General features: G+C 67.0%; 16 protein-coding genes. 5 read left to right on the top strand and 11 right to left on the bottom strand.

Going from position 1 to position 16082, the window contains the following annotated elements; all coding sequences use genetic code 11:
• Together kdpB and FAZ69_RS13960 are read right to left on the bottom strand one after the other, a co-directional pair.
• The coding region (kdpB, locus tag FAZ69_RS13965; RefSeq protein ID WP_136895425.1) for a potassium-transporting ATPase subunit KdpB at positions 1 to 1897 on the bottom strand (1897 nt) is incomplete at its 3' end.
• 280 nt (positions 1898 to 2177) lie between these two features.
• Positions 2178 to 3470 carry an aspartate carbamoyltransferase gene (locus FAZ69_RS13960; RefSeq protein WP_136895378.1) on the bottom strand — a complete coding sequence of 431 codons (1293 nt, stop codon included), beginning with the start codon at positions 3468 to 3470 and terminating at the stop codon, positions 2178 to 2180.
• A gap of 342 nt (positions 3471 to 3812) precedes the next feature.
• On the opposite strand from FAZ69_RS13960, the gene dapA reads away from it, so the two are divergent.
• Positions 3813 to 4670 carry a 4-hydroxy-tetrahydrodipicolinate synthase gene (dapA, locus tag FAZ69_RS13955; RefSeq protein WP_136895376.1) on the top strand — a complete coding sequence of 286 codons (858 nt, stop codon included), beginning with the start codon at positions 3813 to 3815 and terminating at the stop codon, positions 4668 to 4670.
• Between the two features lie 117 nt (positions 4671 to 4787).
• Here dapA and FAZ69_RS13950 read toward each other — a convergent pair whose 3' ends face one another.
• Both FAZ69_RS13950 and FAZ69_RS13945 read right to left on the bottom strand, forming a co-directional pair.
• A complete protein-coding gene (locus FAZ69_RS13950; protein ID WP_240702225.1) occupies positions 4788 to 5540 on the bottom strand; it encodes a hypothetical protein in 753 nt (250 codons plus the stop codon).
• Between the two features lie 113 nt (positions 5541 to 5653).
• Positions 5654 to 6055, bottom strand: coding sequence for a rhodanese-like domain-containing protein (locus FAZ69_RS13945; protein ID WP_136895374.1), 402 nt, complete (start codon positions 6053 to 6055; stop codon positions 5654 to 5656).
• A gap of 104 nt (positions 6056 to 6159) precedes the next feature.
• On the opposite strand from FAZ69_RS13945, the gene ftrA reads away from it, so the two are divergent.
• A complete protein-coding gene (gene ftrA / locus FAZ69_RS13940; protein WP_136895372.1) occupies positions 6160 to 7125 on the top strand; it encodes a transcriptional regulator FtrA in 966 nt (321 codons plus the stop codon).
• Between the two features lie 45 nt (positions 7126 to 7170).
• On the opposite strand, the gene FAZ69_RS13935 is transcribed toward ftrA, so the two are convergent.
• Positions 7171 to 8139, bottom strand: a complete 969-nt coding sequence (locus tag FAZ69_RS13935; protein ID WP_136895371.1) for an AraC family transcriptional regulator — start codon at positions 8137 to 8139, stop codon at positions 7171 to 7173.
• 114 nt (positions 8140 to 8253) lie between these two features.
• On the opposite strand from FAZ69_RS13935, the gene FAZ69_RS13930 reads away from it, so the two are divergent.
• On the top strand, positions 8254 to 8790 hold the full coding sequence (locus FAZ69_RS13930; protein WP_136895369.1) for a carboxymuconolactone decarboxylase family protein: 537 nt from the start codon (positions 8254 to 8256) through the stop codon (positions 8788 to 8790).
• Positions 8791 to 8862: 72 nt separating this feature from the next.
• On the opposite strand, the gene FAZ69_RS13925 is transcribed toward FAZ69_RS13930, so the two are convergent.
• From FAZ69_RS13925 to FAZ69_RS13910, 4 genes are all read right to left on the bottom strand, one after another.
• Entirely contained in the window at positions 8863 to 9984 is a 1122-nt protein-coding gene (locus FAZ69_RS13925) for a 3-deoxy-7-phosphoheptulonate synthase (RefSeq protein ID WP_136895367.1), read from the bottom strand.
• A gap of 32 nt (positions 9985 to 10016) precedes the next feature.
• A complete protein-coding gene (locus tag FAZ69_RS13920; protein ID WP_136895365.1) occupies positions 10017 to 11765 on the bottom strand; it encodes a tetratricopeptide repeat protein in 1749 nt (582 codons plus the stop codon).
• A gap of 119 nt (positions 11766 to 11884) precedes the next feature.
• Positions 11885 to 12190 carry a high-potential iron-sulfur protein gene (locus FAZ69_RS13915; RefSeq protein ID WP_136895363.1) on the bottom strand — a complete coding sequence of 102 codons (306 nt, stop codon included), beginning with the start codon at positions 12188 to 12190 and terminating at the stop codon, positions 11885 to 11887.
• A 46-nt stretch (positions 12191 to 12236) separates the two neighbouring features.
• Entirely contained in the window at positions 12237 to 13235 is a 999-nt protein-coding gene (locus FAZ69_RS13910; RefSeq protein ID WP_206171200.1) for a LysR substrate-binding domain-containing protein, read from the bottom strand.
• A 72-nt stretch (positions 13236 to 13307) separates the two neighbouring features.
• Between FAZ69_RS13910 and FAZ69_RS13905 the strand changes: the two genes are divergently transcribed.
• Positions 13308 to 14312: a carbon-nitrogen hydrolase family protein gene (locus FAZ69_RS13905; protein WP_136895361.1), complete on the top strand. Its 1005-nt coding sequence runs from the start codon at positions 13308 to 13310 to the stop codon at positions 14310 to 14312.
• Between the two features lie 30 nt (positions 14313 to 14342).
• Here FAZ69_RS13905 and FAZ69_RS13900 read toward each other — a convergent pair whose 3' ends face one another.
• Both FAZ69_RS13900 and FAZ69_RS13895 read right to left on the bottom strand, forming a co-directional pair.
• Entirely contained in the window at positions 14343 to 15116 is a 774-nt protein-coding gene (locus FAZ69_RS13900) for an SDR family oxidoreductase (protein ID WP_136895359.1), read from the bottom strand.
• Positions 15117 to 15223: 107 nt separating this feature from the next.
• The gene (locus tag FAZ69_RS13895; protein WP_136895357.1) at positions 15224 to 15463 is read right to left on the bottom strand and encodes a hypothetical protein; all 240 of its coding nucleotides are present in this window, start codon (positions 15461 to 15463) and stop codon (positions 15224 to 15226) included.
• A 107-nt stretch (positions 15464 to 15570) separates the two neighbouring features.
• On the opposite strand from FAZ69_RS13895, the gene FAZ69_RS13890 reads away from it, so the two are divergent.
• A complete protein-coding gene (locus FAZ69_RS13890) occupies positions 15571 to 16065 on the top strand; it encodes an SRPBCC family protein (protein ID WP_136895355.1) in 495 nt (164 codons plus the stop codon).
• Positions 16066 to 16082 lie beyond the last annotated feature (17 nt).

Here is a 16082-nt window from a genome sequence, read left to right as displayed (position 1 = left end):
GCGTCATCAGCATCTGCTTGCCGATCTCGACGATCTCGATCAGCTTGGTCGGGTTCGAGTCGAGGTCGACCATGTTGCCCGCTTCCTTCGCCGCCTGCGTGCCGGTGTTCATCGCCACCGCGACGTCGGCCTGCGCGAGCGCCGGGGCGTCGTTGGTGCCGTCGCCGGTCATCGCCACGAGCCGTCCTTCGGCCTGGTGCGCGCGGATGGTCTTGAGCTTGGCCTCCGGCGTGGCCTCGGCGAGGAAGTCGTCGACGCCCGCTTCGGCCGCGATCGCGGCGGCGGTCAGGCGGTTGTCGCCCGTCACCATCACGGTCTTGATGCCCATCTTGCGCAGCTCGGNCATCGCCACGAGCCGTCCTTCGGCCTGGTGCGCGCGGATGGTCTTGAGCTTGGCCTCCGGCGTGGCCTCGGCGAGGAAGTCGTCGACGCCCGCTTCGGCCGCGATCGCGGCGGCGGTCAGGCGGTTGTCGCCCGTCACCATCACGGTCTTGATGCCCATCTTGCGCAGCTCGGCGAAGCGCTCCTTGATGCCGCCCTTGACGATGTCCTTCAGCTCGATCACGCCGAGCACGCGCGCCGCGCCTTCGCCCTTCTCCGCCACCACGAGCGGCGTGCTGCCGCGCCGCGCGATATCGGCGACGGCTTGATCGATTTCGGCGGCAAACTTTCCGCCGTGGGCTTCGACGTAGGTCTTGATCGCATCGGCCGCGCCCTTGCGGATCTCGCGATCCGGCAAATCGACGCCGCTCATGCGCGATTGCGCGCTGAACGAGAGGAAGGTGGCGTGCAGCTCGTGCATCTCGCGCTGGCGAATGTTGAAGCGCTGCTTCGCCAGCACGACGATGCTGCGGCCTTCCGGCGTTTCGTCGGCCAGCGACGAAAGCTGCGCGGCGTCCGCTAGTGCTTCCTCGGTCACGCCCGGGGCGGGCACGAACGTCGACGCCTGGCGGTTGCCGAGCGTGATCGTGCCGGTCTTGTCGAGCAGCAGCACGTCGACATCACCCGCGGCTTCGACCGCGCGGCCCGAAGTCGCGATCACGTTCGCCTGCATCATGCGGCTCATGCCCGCTACGCCGATCGCGGACAAGAGACCACCGATCGTCGTCGGAATCAGGCACACGAGCAGCGCCACGAGCGCGGTGATCGTCACCACATGCCCTGCCTTCGCGGCTTCCACCGAGAACATCGAGAACGGCAGCAGCGTCGCGGTCGCGAGCAAGAGCACGATCGTCAGCGCGACGAGCAGGATGGTCAGTGCGATCTCGTTCGGCGTCTTCTGGCGCTTGGCGCCTTCGACCATCGCGATCATGCGGTCGAGGAACGCCTCGCCCGGGTTCACCGTGACCTTCACGACGATCCAGTCCGACAGCACGCGGGTGCCGCCCGTCACCGACGAGAAATCGCCGCCCGACTCACGGATCACCGGCGCGGATTCGCCCGTGATCGCCGATTCGTCGACCGAGGCGACGCCATCGACCACTTCGCCGTCGGCCGGAATCGTGTCGCCGGCTTCGACGAGCACGATGTCGTCGCGGCGCAAATCGTTGGCCGCCATGACGCGCACCGCCGCCTTCGGATGCGGCTCGTTGAGCTTCTTCGCCACCACGTTGTGCTTCGCGCTCTTCAACGACGCCGCCTGTGCCTTCGAGCGGCCTTCGGCGAGCGCCTCGGCGAAGTTCGCGAACAGCACCGTGAACCAGAGCCACAGCGCGATCGCGAGGATGAAGCCCGCGGGCGCCTCGGCCTGGCCGTTGAGCGCGGCGATCCAGAGGATCGTGGTCAGAACGCTGCCCACGTAGACGCAGAACATCACCGGATTGCGCACTTGGTGGCGCGGCGTGAGCTTCCTGAACGAGTCGAAGAGCGCGGGCTGCACGAGCGCCGGGTCGAACATCGAACGGGCCGCGGTGCGGGCCTGGCCGATGTTGCCGGGCTGGTGAGCGGGCGGGGCGGGCGGTTGAGTGCGGGTGCTCATGCTTTCCTCGATGTCCCTTTGTTCTCGCGCGCTCCAGAGACGGAGTGTGTCGAATGGACTCTAGGAAAGCTGGCGTAAAGGCTGTGGCAAGGGTGGGGCGGCGCCCGTAAAGATGATGTAAACGGAGAGGCGGACCAAGGCTGGGCGGGCAGCGCGATCACGCGCTGCCCGCCGGCATCTCACGCTTCGTCAGCGCGACTCAATCGATCCCATGAAACACCGCGTCGTCCGGTCCGAGATACGCGGGCGCCTGCCAAGCCGCATCGCGCATCGAGTGCTGGACCAGATGATCGACCCCGAGCAGCACCGCGAAGATCGCCATGCGCACCGGAATGCCGTTGTCGGTCTGCCGGAAGATCGCGAGCCGCGAATCGTGATTCAGATCGGTGCTCAGGTCGTTCGCGCCCGGGCGGCTGTCGCGCGGCAGCGGGTGCATGATCAGCGTGTCGCGCCCGCAGGCCGAATCGACGAGCGCCTGATTGATCTGGAAGTCGGGCGTGTAGCCTTCGAACGATTCGTCTGTGAAGCGCTCCTTCTGGATCCGCGTCGCGTAGACGACGTCCGCGCCGCGCAGGCCCGCGGCGAGCTCGTGCGTCTGCTCGACGACGTGCCCGTGGCGCGAGATCTGGTCGACGATATATGCCGGCATTTCCAGCGTGGGCGGCGAGATCAGGGTGAACTTGATACCGCGGTAGAGCGCGAGCAGCTTCACGAGCGAGTGCACGGTGCGCCCGTACTTGAGGTCGCCGACGAGCGCGATATGCGCACCGTCGACGATCTTGCCGAGCCGCGAGAACTCGCGCTGAATCGTGTAGAGATCGAGCAGGGCCTGGCTCGGATGCTCGCCGGGACCATCACCGCCGTTGATCACGGGCAGGTTGGTCGCGCGCGCGAACTCGGCCACCGAGCCTTGCTCGGGATGGCGGATGACGAGCGCGTCGACGTAGCCGCTCATCACGCGGCTCGTGTCGTAGATCGATTCGCCCTTGGCCATCGACGAGAACGTGAAGCCGGTCGTATCGCACACCGAGCCGCCGAGCCGGCAGAACGCCGCGCCGAACGACACGCGCGTGCGCGTGCTCGCTTCGAAGAACAGGTTGCCGAGCACCGCGCCTTCGAGCACGCGCGAGATTTTCCGGCGGCGCGCGATCGGCTGCATGATGTCCACGACCCGGAACAGCGCTTCGACCGACTCGCGCGAGAACTGGTCGACCGACAGAAGCTGCGGCTTGCCCTCGTGCAGGATCCGGCTCGCCAGAGAGCTTGTATCTACGCTATGCGTACGTTTTTCGTCGTGATTGCCGGTGAGCACGATTTCCGACACGAAGCGCTGCACGATCTCCGGCATGGCGCGCGATTCCTGTGAATCGTCGGGCAGAAGCCACGTATCCAAGGCTCGGCGTGAAACGCCGATGCGGCTGGCGAAGCTTTCGCGGGTCATGTTCATGCGGCGCATGGCGTCGCGCAGGAAAGCTTGCTGGGGGACGGTCATCGTTCGCCTCGTCGGGTTTTTGTACGCGTTGCGTATATTAGGCTGCTTTTTTGAGAAGTCAAGAAAATTGCTTGGCTTGGCGGCCGTCGGCCCTGTACACTCGCCCGGATGGAAATCGCAACCCTCCCCCTCGCGCTCGAATCGCACGCCGACGCCTCGCTCTGCGCCGCGTTCGCTCGCACGGTTTCCAAAGCCAAAAAACAGCTGCTCATCTGACCGGAGCAGGCTGTTCCGTCAGATGTGCGGCGGAACAGTTTGCGAGGCGCGCCTTTTACGTCACCCTGTTCTCCCTCGCTGCACACGCTGGACGGATTCGATTCGGTCACGTTTCGAGGTGAAGTCATGGGTATGTTTTCGGGAATCTGGGTGCCGCTCGTCACGCCGTTCGCGGATGGAGCGGTCGATCACGCCGCGTTGAGAACGCTCGTCGGGCGCTATGCGGAGGCGGGCGTGTCCGGCCTCGTCGCGCTCGGCACGACGGGCGAGCCCGCCGCCTTGAGCGAGGCGGAAAGCGACGCGGTGCTCGCGACGATTCTGGAGGCGGCGCGCGAGCTGCCGGTGCTGGCCGGCGTGGCGGGCAACCAGACGGCGCATTTGCTCGAGCGCGTCGCGCGCCTCAACGAGCTGCCGGTGGCGGGGATCCTGGTGAGCGCGCCGTACTACATCCGGCCATCGCAGGCGGGGCTGATCGAGCATTTCACGGCGCTCGCCGACCTGAGCACGAAGCCGGTCGTGCTCTACGACATCCCGTACCGTACCGGCGTGCGGCTCGAGCTCGACACGCTGCTCACGCTCGCTGCGCATCCGCGGATCCAGGCGATCAAGGACTGTGCAGGCTCGACCGAGACGACGCTCGCGCTGATCCTCGACGGCCGCCTGCAAGTGCTGGCCGGTGATGACGCGAATATCTTCAACACGCTTTGCATGGGTGGCAGCGGGGCCATCGCGGCCTCGGCGCATGTGCGGCCGGAGCGGTTCGTCGCGATGTATCGCGCGCTGGCCGAAGGGCGGCTGGTCGAAGGTAGGGCGATTTATCACGAGCTTGCGCCGCTCGTGCGCGCGCTGTGCTCGGAGCCGAATCCGGCGCCCGTGAAAGCGGCGCTTGCTGCGCAGCGTCTCTTGCGCAACGAGTTGCGCGCGCCGATGACGCGCGCGACCGAAGCGCTCGGCCGGCGGCTCGCCGAACTCGTGCTCGATTGACGGCCGCGGCCGGTGCTGGTGCTGGTGCTGGTGGGGAGGTCTCCTCGCGTGAGCCGATGCGGCCTTCTTGTCGAATCCCCGCTGCTCCTTGCGCGTGTGTCCGGCACGGGCGTCATCTCACATCATGCCGCCCATGCTGCCTCCCGTTCCTGTGCCTGTCGTGCCGGTACTGCCGGTGCCGCTCGACGTGCCAGGCGCCGGCGGCAGCGGATGCTGCGCGCCGAGCGTCGCCATCAGCGAGAGCGCGACGGCGTCGGGCTCGCCGTTCGCGTCGATTGCGCCGGCCGAGCGCAGCGTCTGGAGATCGTGGTCGGCGCCGGGCTGGCCGACCGCAAACGGTGCGATCAGGAAATTCGTCGCAGTCAGCGTGACGTTGTACTGCGTATCGAGCCCCTGGACGACGGCAGCCTGCGCGGTCAGCACGACGCTCTCGTTCGCGAGCGTCTGCTCGAAGTGCGCATTGCCGGGAAAGCCCGCGACGAGGGCGCTTTCGGTCGTGCCGAGCTGTGCGGCCAGGTACGCGAGCAGCAAGTCCGTTTCGGGTGTGACGTTGAAGGTGCCGCCGGCGAAGGCGGTCGAATGCAATACGGTGCTGCCCGATGTCGCGGTGATCACACATGGGGCGCTACCGGTTACGGTCGCCTGAAAGGCGCCGTTTGCATTCGTGCTTGCGCTCGCCGAGCCTTGTGCGCAGACGATGCCGAGCGCGGCGTTCGAGAGCGCCCTGCCGGTCGCGGCGGTGCCGGACATCGCAACGGACGACGGCGTCGAGTTGCCGCCGCCGCCACCGCACGCGCTCAGCAGCGCAACGCCTAGCGCGAGCCACGGCGCACGGCGCAATGGCATGAAGTATTGGAACCGCGTTTTCATCGTTGGCCCCGCCGTGAGATCGGGTACGCCGAATAAACGAATGCTGCGCGGCCTCTATTCCATTCGGTATACCAAATGCCGGATGCAGCATGCCGAATGCCGAATGCGTTTTCTCAGGCAGCTTCAGCCGTTGCGAGCGCGAATCCTTCATCGATCCAGCCGGTAATGCCGCCCGGCATCACCTTCACAGGCCGCCCCAATTGCGCGAGCCGGATCGCACCGCGCGTCGCGCCGTTGCAGTGCGGGCCCGCGCAGTAAGTGACGAATACGGTCTCGGGCGGAAAGTCCTGCAGCTTCGACGCGACGATCTTGCCGTGCGGCAGGTTGATCGCGCCGGCCACGTGTCCGCGGGCGAAGAGCGCGGGGCTGCGCACGTCGAGCAGGACGAAGTCGCAAGCGCCCGATGCGAGCGCTTGATGAACGTCGGCGCAATCGGTTTCGAAACGCAGCTCCGCCTGGAAGTGGGCGAGGGCGGCGCTGCTGTCGGCGGGGGCGATGTCGGTGATGGCGGACAAGGTCGTGCTCCTTTTATCGATCGATGCATCAGGAGCCTTGATTGTCGCGATTGGAGGTCCGATGCGGCAGTGGCGCGATCGACAAGTTCCGGTAACATCGCGCCATGCAAAAACATCTCGTCGCCGCGCTCGCCTACGACCGCCTCTGCACTTTCGAATTCGGCTGCGTGGTCGAGCTGTTTGCGTTGCCGCGTCCGGAGCTCGAGGTCGACTGGTATCGCTTTGCCGCATGCGCGGCCGAGCCCGGCCCGATCCGCGCCGCGGGCGGCATCACGATGCAGGCGCCTTATACGCTGAAGCTGCTCGAGCGCGCGCAGACGATCGTCATCCCCGGCTGGCGCGATCCCGATGAAACGCCGCCCGAGCCTTTATTGCGCCGCCTGCGCGCCGCCCATGAGCGCGGCGCGCGGCTGTGCTCGATCTGCTCGGGCGTGTTCGTGCTGGCGGCGGCCGGCGTGCTCGACGGCAAGCGCGTGACGACGCACTGGCGCTACGCGGAGAAGCTCCAGCAGCGCTATCCGTCGCTGCAGGTCGAGCCCGATGCGCTCTATGTCGACGAAGGGCAGGTCGTCACTTCGGCCGGCTCGGCGGCCGGGCTCGACATGCTGCTGCACGTCGTGCGCAACGACCACGGCAGCGCGGTGGCAAACCGCGTCGCACAGCGGCTCGTCGTGCCGCCGCATCGCGAAGGCGGCCAGGCGCAATTCGTGCCGCGCCCGATGCCGCCCGGCGACAGCGGGCGCCTCGCGAGGCTGATGGACTGGGTGCGAGCGCATCCGGCCTTGCCGCATACCCTCGCGTCGCTCGCCGAGCGCGCGGCGATGAGCCCGCGCACCTTGCAGCGCCAGTTTCAAGAGGCGACAGGGCTCGGTCCTTATGAGTGGCTGATTCGCGAGCGGGTGGCGCTCGCCAAGGACATGCTCGAGGCGGCCGCGCCGCTGCCGATGTCGAGCGTGGCCGAGCGGGCGGGCTTCGGGTCGGAGGAATCGCTGCGCCGGCATTTCCGGCGCATTGCGCAGACGAGTCCGGCGGCGTATCGGCGCAAGTTCGGACCCTCCGCGCGAGGGTGACGCTCGCGTTCGTCTGTTCGTCAGGCGGTGAGCGGCGAAGCCGCCTCACTCGCCCAGCGCCTGCTTCACTTGCCCCGCGCGCCAGCGCGCCGGGCTCACGCCCGTGTGCCGCTTGAAAGTCCGCTGGAACGCAGCCTCCGATTGATAGCCGACCGCCTCGCCGATCGCCGCGACCGGCTCGTCGCTCTGCGCGAGCTTGCGCGCGGCGAGCGTCATGCGGATCTCGGTCAGCACGTCGTTGGCCGAGCGGCCGAGCGCATCGTCGAAGTGGCGCACGAACGTCGCGCGCGACATGTGGCAGAGCTCGGCCAGCGCGGGGAGCGTCCACGGCTTGCCAGGCGCGTCGAACATCGCCGCGAGCGCCGGCTGCAGGCGCGAGCGCTGTGCGAGCGCGAGCAGCCCGCGCGGCGGCTCGGGCGCCTCGCTCGCGAAGCGTAGCGTCAGCGCGAACAGCGCGCCCGACAGGTGGTTGATCAGCGCCGCGCTGGCCGGCGCGCCGTCGAGCGCTTCTTCCCGCATCAATTGAATCAGCCGCGTGAGGCGCGTGCTCGCGAGCGTGGGAGCGTCGCCGGCGCCGGCAGCGGACGACGCCGGCGCGGGCAAGCTGCGCACCACGAGCCGCTGCGGCAGGTAATCGCGCAACAGCCGGTCGGGCATCCCGGGCAGCAGGAAGCAGCCGCACAGGACGTCGGCGCGCTCGCCCTTGCCCTGGCTTTCGTTGACGAGCAACTCGCCTATCCGATGCACGACGACCGGCCTCGCGCGCTTGCCGCTGCCGTCGTGCAGCCGGTGCGGGTCGCCGCCCGGAAACAGCACGATGTCGCCGGCCGCGAGGCGCTGCGGCGCGCCCGTGCCGTCTTCGACCGTCGCTTCGCCCGAGAGCAGCACGTGGTAGGGGATTTCGCTCATCGGCGAGGCGGGATAGTCGATGACCCAGGGCGCGCCGAAGTGGCAGCGCACGTCGACCCGGCCATTGACCGGCAGCAATGCAAGCAGGCGGCTCAGCAGATCCATGTGAGACGATCGAGCATAAATGTGCGGTTTTTGGATATTAACAGGATCAGGGTGCGCGCTTAAAGTGACGCCATGCCAGACGAACTGGCGCATCACCCAACCAAGGAGCCCATCATGTCCCGTTTTCATTCCGTCAATCCCGAAGCCGCCACAGGCGCTGCCGCGGAAGTGTTCGCGAAGATCAAGAAGGCCGCCGGCAAGGTCCCGAACGCCTATGCGACGATCGGCACGCATACGCCGGCGGGTCTGTCGGCGATGCTGGCCGCCGATGCGGCGGTGGCTTCCGGCAGCCTGTCGAAGGCCGATGTCGAAGCGATCAAGCTGACCGTCAGCGAAGTGGGGGGCTGTGACTATTGTGTCGCCGCGCACACGATGGTCGGCAAGATGGCCGGCCTCAGGCCCGAGGAAATGAAGCAGATCCGCGCGGGCGAGGCGACCGGCGTGGCGCCGCGCGATGCGCTCGTGCGCTTCGTGCGTGCGGTGATCCGTTCGAGCGGCACGGTCGACGCCGCCGAGGTCGTTGCGGTCCGCGCCGCCGGCTATACGGAGACGCAGATCATCGAGGCGTTGCTCGCGGTGACCGTCATCACGTTCACGAACCTCGTCAATCGCGTGAACGATACGACGCTGGATTTTCCGGCTGTCGCGTGATGGATGAAAACGGGCCGCGGTCTTGTTCGAAAGTCCGCAGCCCGTGGTTTCGTTCAACGTGTGCTTATCGATTCATCGGAGGCCGCGGCGCGTGCGTACCGCGGCCGCCAGCGTTTCGAGCACCGGCTCGGTCTGCGTCCAGCCGAGGCATGCGTCGGTAATCGACACGCCGTGCTTGAGCGGCACACCCGGCTTCAGGTCCTGCCGGCCTTCCTCGAGATGGCTTTCGATCATCACGCCAATGATCCGCTTCTCGCCGCCCGAGAGCTGGTTCGCGAGATCCTGCGCGACGTCGATCTGGCGCTGATGCGACTTGTTCGAGTTCGCGTGCGAGCAGTCGACCATCACCTGCTCGCGCAGGCTTGCCGCGCGCAGCGCGGCGCAGCTTTCCTCCACCGACGCCGCGTCGTAGTTCGGCCCCTTCTTGCCGCCGCGCAGGATCACGTGGCAGTCGTCATTGCCGCGCGTCTCGAAGATCGCGGCCATGCCCATCTTCGTCATGCCCATGAACGCGTGGCTCGCGCGCGCCGCAACGATGGCGTCCGCCGCGATCTGCACGCCGCCGTCGGTGCCGTTCTTGAAGCCGATCGGGCAGGAGAGGCCGGAGGCGAGCTGGCGGTGGCTCTGGCTTTCGGTGGTGCGCGCGCCGATCGCGCCCCAGGCGATCAGGTCCGCGATGTACTGCGGGCTCAGGAGGTCGAGGAACTCGGTGGCGGTCGGCAGGCCGAGTGCGTTGATCTCGAGCAGCAGCTCGCGCGCGCGGCGCAGCCCTTCGTTGATGCGAAAGCTTCCGTCGAGGCGCGGATCGTTGATGTAGCCCTTCCAGCCGACCGTCGTGCGCGGCTTCTCGAAGTAGACGCGCATCACGATCAGCAGGTCGTCGCGCAGCGCGTCGGCCTGGCGCTTGAGACGGTGCGCGTATTCGATCGCCTGGCCGTGGTCGTGGATCGAGCAGGGGCCGACGACGATCAGGAGCCGGTCGTCGCGGCCCTTGAGGATGTCGGCGATGGCCGCGCGGCTCTTCTCGACGAGGTCCTGGACCGGCTTCGCGGCGGGCAGCTCGTCGAGCAGCAGCGCGGGGGAAATGAGCGGACGGACCGCTCCGATGCGGGTGTCGTCGATGCGGGTGGTGTCCTCGGTCGAGTCGGCGACGCCGACTTCCTGATCGTGTGCGGGGTTGTCGATGCGGCTCAAAATCTTCTCCAGGCTTTTGGGGCAGACGTGGATTATGGCACTGCGGCTTGGGTTGCGAGCGCCGCCAGCGCCTCGCGCGCCGAAGCGATCACGCTGTCCCAATCGCCGAGCGTCGGCTGGCGAAAGAGCCGGACGCCGGGATACCAGGGGCTGTCGTCGCGTCCGAGCATCCAGCGCCAGCAGGTGTCGAGGCGATTCAGGATCCAGACCGGCTTGCCGATCGCGCCGGCGAGGTGGGCCGTCGAGGTGTCGACGGAAATCACGAGATCGAGATTCGCGACGAGCGCGGCGGTGTCGGCGAAGTCCGTGAGATCTTCGGTGAGGTCGACGATGCGCCGGGCGTCGATGCGCCGGCTCGCTTCGTGACGCTCGTTCAGCGCCGCCAGTTGTGACGCCGGCGGTCCTTTTTGCAAGCTGAAGAACTGCACGTTCGGTACGTCGAGCAGCGGCGTCAGGCGCTCCAGGGCCATCGAGCGCCGCGCGTCGTTCTTGCGCAACTCGGGGACGTGAGGCCGGTTGCCGCCGGCCCAGACGAGGCCCACCTTCAAGGCAGCGACGCCCGCCGCCGACGCGACGCGCGAGCCCCAGCGCCCGACGGCTTCTGGATCGGCGAACAAGTAGGGCGCCTTGCCCGGAATGGTCGCGAGGCTGGTCTTGAACGCAAGCGGCAGGCTCAACAACGGACAGTGGCAATCGAATGCCGGCAGCGGCTGGCCCTGCGCGACGAGTTGCGCGACGCCTTCGAGCGGCGCGAGCAGCCGCATCAATTCGGGCTGCACCTCGAGCACCACCTTCGCGCCGCGTCGCGCGACGAGCGGCGCGTAGCGGCAGAACTGCAGCGTGTCGCCGAGGCCCTGCTCGGCGTGCAGCAGGATCGTCTTGCCATCGAGCGGTTCGTCGCCGAGCCACAGCGGCTCCTTGAACGGACGCTGGCTCGCCTTGGTTCGATTGCGCTTCCAGCGCCACTCGTACTCTTGCCATCCCTCGTCGAGACGGCCCATCTGCAGCAGGCAAAGCGCCCGGTTCCAATGGCCTTCGACGGAATCGGGCTTGAGCGCGAGCGCGCGGCCGTAGCTCGACAACGCATCGGCATGGCGGTTCATGTCGACGAGCGAGAGGCCCAGGTTGTTCCAGGCGTCGGCGAGGTCCTGCTGAGCTGCGATTGCCCGCTGGTAGCTCTGTTCGGCTTCCTGGGGCCGATTGAGATCGCTCAAGGCGTTGCCGCGGTTGCTCCATGCCTCGGCATAGTTCGGGCGCAGCGCGATCGCCTGATCGCAGCTTGTCAGCGCCTCCGCGGGACGGTCCAGGTCGCGCAGCACGCAGCTGCGGTTGTTCCAGGCTTCGGGCATCCCGGGCTTGAGCGCAAGCGCGCGGTCGAAGCTCGCCAGCGCTTCGGCCGGCGCGTCGAGCGCACCGAGCGCCGTGCCGCGATTGTTCAGCGCATCGGCGAAATCCGGCATCAGCGCGAGCGCCCGGTTCGCGCTCGCGAGCGCTTCCTTGTGTTGCTGCCTGGCGTTCAGCGCGAAAGCGAGGTTCGAATGAATCGGCGCGTGCATGCCGTTGATCGAGGCGGCTTTCTTCAGGAGCGCGATGCCGTCGTCGAGCCGTCCCGTCTGCAGCGAAAGCGCGCCGAGCAACTGCAGCGCTTCGAAATGCTTGGGCCGGATCGCAAGGATTTCGCGGTACAGCTCCTCGGCTTCGGCCAAGGCGCCGTTTTGCTGCAAGGCCAGGCCTTGCTGAAGCAGGGTGTCGAGTTGCCGCTGATTGCCTGACTTGCTCATGATTGCGTGCTTGAACGGATGCTCCGCCCGGCGGGTCGATGCGAAAGAATGGGGGCGATTATCGCTGAAACGGCGGCGTGCCCGTCACTCGCGCATTACGGTTTTCTTACGCAAGCGGACTACGCGTTCGTATAGGCGTTGCACCATCCGTGCGCCGCGACCTGCTTGGCGCCGAACAGCGGGCAGCCGCCCGACGCGTCGCCGGTCTTGCCCGTGTAGAGCGAGCAGTTGGTGCATTCCTGTCCGGCCTGGTAGCTCGGATACTTGGCCTTGTCGACTTTCGACGCATCCTTTACGTAGCCGTACGACTTCGCGGCCGGATCGTCTTCGCTCAACTGCTCGTCGGCGAAGACGCGTTGTGCGAGGAAGAGCGACGAGCCGATGCCGACGCTGGCGATCAGGAAGCTGCGACGAGATGCTTTCATGACTGGACTCCGTTCTGATGAGGGCCTGGATTGCTGCGAACAGGCCCTACGTTGGGGACTTTTTGCTCTTTGCCGCCGAACGGCGCGCGGTGCGAATGGGCCGCACGGGTCGCACGGGCCGCAAGTCGAGCGCTTGAAACGCCTCGTGCACGATGCCCTTGAACCATTCGAGCCCGGGATCGTGCGCACTCGTTCGGCGATAGACCATCGATACCTCGTAATCGTCGAAATGCACGGGCGGCGCGCAGATCCCGAGCTGCGAGACGCGCGCCAGCACGCGCGCGGCATGCAGCGGTATCGTGGTGACGGCTTTCACCGACGTCAGGAACGCGGGCACCGCGGAGAAATGCGTGAGCGCGGTCTGCACGTGACGCACCTTGCCGATCGCGCGCAGGGCCGTATCGACGGCGCCTTCGCGTCCCGAGAATGATACGAGCAGATGCGGCAGCGCGAGGTATTCGTCGAGCGTGAGCGGCAGGGCGATGCCCCAGCGCGCGCTGTCGGCGAGGCACGCGTAGTTGGACTTGCCGAGCGCTTCGCACGAGGCCCACCGCTTCGGCGCTGCGCCCACGGTCACGGCGAGCTCGATCTGCTGCTCCTCCAGCATCGCGTCGACGGTGTGCCGGTTCGTCTGACGGAAGATCACCGATACGCCGCTCGCGCGCTCGAGCACGCGCCGCGAGATTTCCGGGCCGATCGCCATTTCGAAGTCGTCCGACATGCCGATCACGAAGCGCCGCGTCGAGGTGGGTGGATCGAAGCGCGGCGCGGGCGCGAGCGCGGCGGCGAGCGATCCGATCCCGTTTTCCAGTTGCGCGACGATCTCGAGCGCGCGCTGCGTCGGCTGCATGCCGCCTTTGGCGCGCAGGAACAGTTCATCCTCGCAGGTCTCGCGCAGGCGCGCGAGCGCGGCGCTCGCCGCGGCCTGGCTCAGCGCGAGACGCGCCGCCGCGCGCGTCACGCTGCGCTCCTCCCAGAGCGCGAGAAACACCACGGCGAGGTTCAAGTCGATCTTTCTTGCATCCAGGATATCGATTTTCATCATCCAAAGAATTTGTTTGGTTCATGTCGATGCCGGAAGCATACTGCGTTCTCCATCGTCGAGGAGGAGGGGCATATGAGCAAGCATCGGGTTGCAGTCGTTCAGGCCGGGTCCACGTTGTTCGATACGCCGCGCACGCTCGAGCGCATGCGGGCGCATTGCGAAACGCTCGCGCGCGAAGGCGCCGAGTTGGCGGTGTTTCCGGAGGCGTATCTGGGCGGCTATCCCAAGGGGCTCGATTTCGGCACGCGCGTCGGGTCGCGCTCGAGCGCGGGGCGCGACGACTTCCTGCGCTACGCGCGCGCGGCGATCGACGTGCCGGGCCCCGAGACCGAGCGCATCGGCGCGTTCGCCGCGCAGGCGCGCTGCAATCTCGTGGTCGGCGTGATCGAGCGCGGCGGGGCGACGCTCTACTGCACGGCGCTCTTCTTCAACGACCGCGGCGCGCTGGTCGCCAAGCACCGCAAGCTGATGCCCACGGCGAGCGAGCGCCTGATCTGGGGCAGCGGCGACGGCTCGACGCTGCCGGTTGTGCAAAGCAGCGTCGGCAAGCTGGGCGCGGCGATCTGCTGGGAGAACTACATGCCGATGCTGCGGCAGTCGATGTACGCGCGCGGCGTCGAGATCTGGTGCGCGCCGACGGTCGACGAGCGCGACATGTGGCAGGCGTCGATGCGGCACATCGCGTACGAAGGGCGCTGCTTCGTGCTGAGCGCGTGCCAGTTCCTCACGCGCGAGGATTGCCCGCCCGACTACGACTGCATTCAGGGCAACGAGCCCGGCACGCAATTGATCAAAGGGGGCAGCGTGATCGTGAGCCCGCTCGGCGAGGTGCTGGCGGGGCCGGTCTATGGAGAGGAGGCTGTGCTCACCGCCGATATCGATCTCGACGATACGATCCGAGGCAAATACGACCTCGACGTGGCGGGCCACTATGCAAGACCCGACGTGTTTTCGCTGCACGTGGACATGCGGCCGAAAAGCAGTGTGATTTGCACGACGGATGCGTCCAACACGACGGGCGGCGTGCAAAGCGACGGTTTTGCCGGCCCCGATCTGCCGGAGCCGCGCGACGAGTGAGCCGAGTGAGCATTTCGCGGCGTTGCCGCGTCACGCCTGCGGCAAGTCGCGCACGTCGGCGGTCGGCGTCTGGCCGAAGCTGTCGGAGAGCACGTAGCCGATCAGCTTCGACGCCGATTGCCCGGGCGTCGCGAGCAGTCCGCTGCGCTTGAGGTCGTCGAATTTCCCGCGCAGCGGGAAGCGGTCGATTCCCATGCCGCGGATCTCGGCCTGCATGCCGGTATCGACGACTCCCGGCGCGACGCTGCAGATCCTGAGCGCGGGGCTTCGATCGAGCGCCACCGAGCGCGCGTGATGATCGAGCGCGGCCTTGGTCGCGCAATAGATGCTCCAGCCTGCGTAGGCGTTGCGCGCCGCGCCGCTCGAAACATGGACGATGCGGCGGTCTTCCAGGCCGGCGCTCACTGCCGCGAACGCGCTCGCGAACATCAGCGGCGTCGCGACGTTCAGCGAGACGGCGCGCGCGATCTCGCGCGCGTCTTGCACTTCGCACGGCCCGATCGGCTGCACGGTTCCCGCGTTGTTGATGAGCACGAGCCGCTGCGCATCGCGTGCGAAGTGGCGCAACGCATCGCCCGCAAGCCATTGCTCGACGCGGGCAAGATCCGCCAGATCCAGTTCGGCTTCGTCGAGCAGTTCAGGGAAACGCTCTGCCAGCGTGGCGTGACGCGATCGCGAGACACCCAGCACGGCGATGCCGCGTGCCAGGAACTGCTCGGCGAGCGCGGCGCCGATTCCGCGCGTATGGCCGGTGACTAGGGCCTTGGTGACGGGGTGGCTGCTCGAGGATGTTGGCGTGGTCATGGGCAAGTCGGCAGGAGGCTGGTATGGAACGAGCGGAGCGCGCGCCGCGCGCGAGTTGCGATTTTACTTCGCACGCCTCCTGGCAGACTAGATCGATCACAACAGCATCAGCGCTCGTTCAGCGTGTCTGCGAGACGTTCGCAGAACGCGTCGCAAATGGCTTCGTCGTGCGCGATCGAAAGGTATAGCTTGGTTCCCATCGGATTGAGAAAGACGCCCCGCTCGAACAGTCCCAGCATCGTCTTGCGCGCGCGCTGCTTGCCGCTGCACGGCTTCGACGATTTCGGGACGCGATGACATTGCGAACTCTCCTGCGAGCGCGGAGGATTCGATGCACTTTGTTGCAATTGGCAAGACGTCCCTATGTCAGCATAGACGATGAGGCTCGAATTGAACGGCTTCGCGCCGGCCTTCGTGCTCGTGTGTCAGGTTTCACGAATACCGGGAGAACCTTATGACTCGACAAACCGATTGCATCGAAAAGAACGTGTTGCTGCGCGCGCCGCTTGCGCGCGTATGGGAAGCGATCAGCGACGCGAAGCAGTTCGGCAGCTGGTTCGGCGTCGCTTTCGACGGCCCCTTCGTCGCGGGCTCGCGTCTCACCGGAAGGATCACGCCGACGACCGTCGACGCGGAAGTCGCGAAGTCGCAGGAGCCCTACGCGGGCGCGGCGTTCGAGATCGTCGTCGACCGTATCGAGCCCGAGCGGCTCTTCTCGTTTCGCTGGCACCCGTTCGCGGTCGACTCCGGCTTCGACTATTCGAGCGAACCGATGACGCTGGTCGCCTTCTCGCTCAATGCCGTGCCCGGCGGCACGGCGCTTACGCTCACCGAATCGGGCTTCGACCGGATCTTCGCGGTCCGGCGCGCGAAGGCGTTCGACATGAACGACCGAGGCTGGACGGCGCAAATGAAGCTCATCGAGAAGTACCTCGCCACGGCGGCTTAGCGACGCTATCGCGGTAA

It is taken from the genome of Trinickia terrae (assembly GCF_005144415.1).
Lineage (GTDB): Bacteria > Pseudomonadota > Gammaproteobacteria > Burkholderiales > Burkholderiaceae > Trinickia_A > Trinickia_A terrae.
The sequence above is the reverse complement of the archived record's forward strand: the minus strand, read 5'-3'. Positions and strand labels throughout refer to the sequence as shown.

What these genes read in the sequence shown, in the direction of transcription:
- FAZ69_RS13960 (WP_136895378.1), bottom strand. Translation starts at nt 3,470, where the DNA reads ATGACCGTCCCCCAGCAAGCTTTCCTGCGCGACGCCATGCGCCGCATG.
- dapA (WP_136895376.1), top strand. Translation starts at nt 3,813, where the DNA reads ATGGGTATGTTTTCGGGAATCTGGGTGCCGCTCGTCACGCCGTTCGCG.
- FAZ69_RS13950 (WP_240702225.1), bottom strand. Translation starts at nt 5,540, where the DNA reads ATGAAAACGCGGTTCCAATACTTCATGCCATTGCGCCGTGCGCCGTGG.
- ftrA (WP_136895372.1), top strand. Translation starts at nt 6,160, where the DNA reads ATGCAAAAACATCTCGTCGCCGCGCTCGCCTACGACCGCCTCTGCACT.
- FAZ69_RS13935 (WP_136895371.1), bottom strand. Translation starts at nt 8,139, where the DNA reads ATGGATCTGCTGAGCCGCCTGCTTGCATTGCTGCCGGTCAATGGCCGG.
- FAZ69_RS13930 (WP_136895369.1), top strand. Translation starts at nt 8,254, where the DNA reads ATGTCCCGTTTTCATTCCGTCAATCCCGAAGCCGCCACAGGCGCTGCC.
- FAZ69_RS13920 (WP_136895365.1), bottom strand. Translation starts at nt 11,765, where the DNA reads ATGAGCAAGTCAGGCAATCAGCGGCAACTCGACACCCTGCTTCAGCAA.
- FAZ69_RS13915 (WP_136895363.1), bottom strand. Translation starts at nt 12,190, where the DNA reads ATGAAAGCATCTCGTCGCAGCTTCCTGATCGCCAGCGTCGGCATCGGC.
- FAZ69_RS13910 (WP_206171200.1), bottom strand. Translation starts at nt 13,235, where the DNA reads ATGATGAAAATCGATATCCTGGATGCAAGAAAGATCGACTTGAACCTC.
- FAZ69_RS13905 (WP_136895361.1), top strand. Translation starts at nt 13,308, where the DNA reads ATGAGCAAGCATCGGGTTGCAGTCGTTCAGGCCGGGTCCACGTTGTTC.
- FAZ69_RS13900 (WP_136895359.1), bottom strand. Translation starts at nt 15,116, where the DNA reads ATGACCACGCCAACATCCTCGAGCAGCCACCCCGTCACCAAGGCCCTA.
- FAZ69_RS13890 (WP_136895355.1), top strand. Translation starts at nt 15,571, where the DNA reads ATGACTCGACAAACCGATTGCATCGAAAAGAACGTGTTGCTGCGCGCG.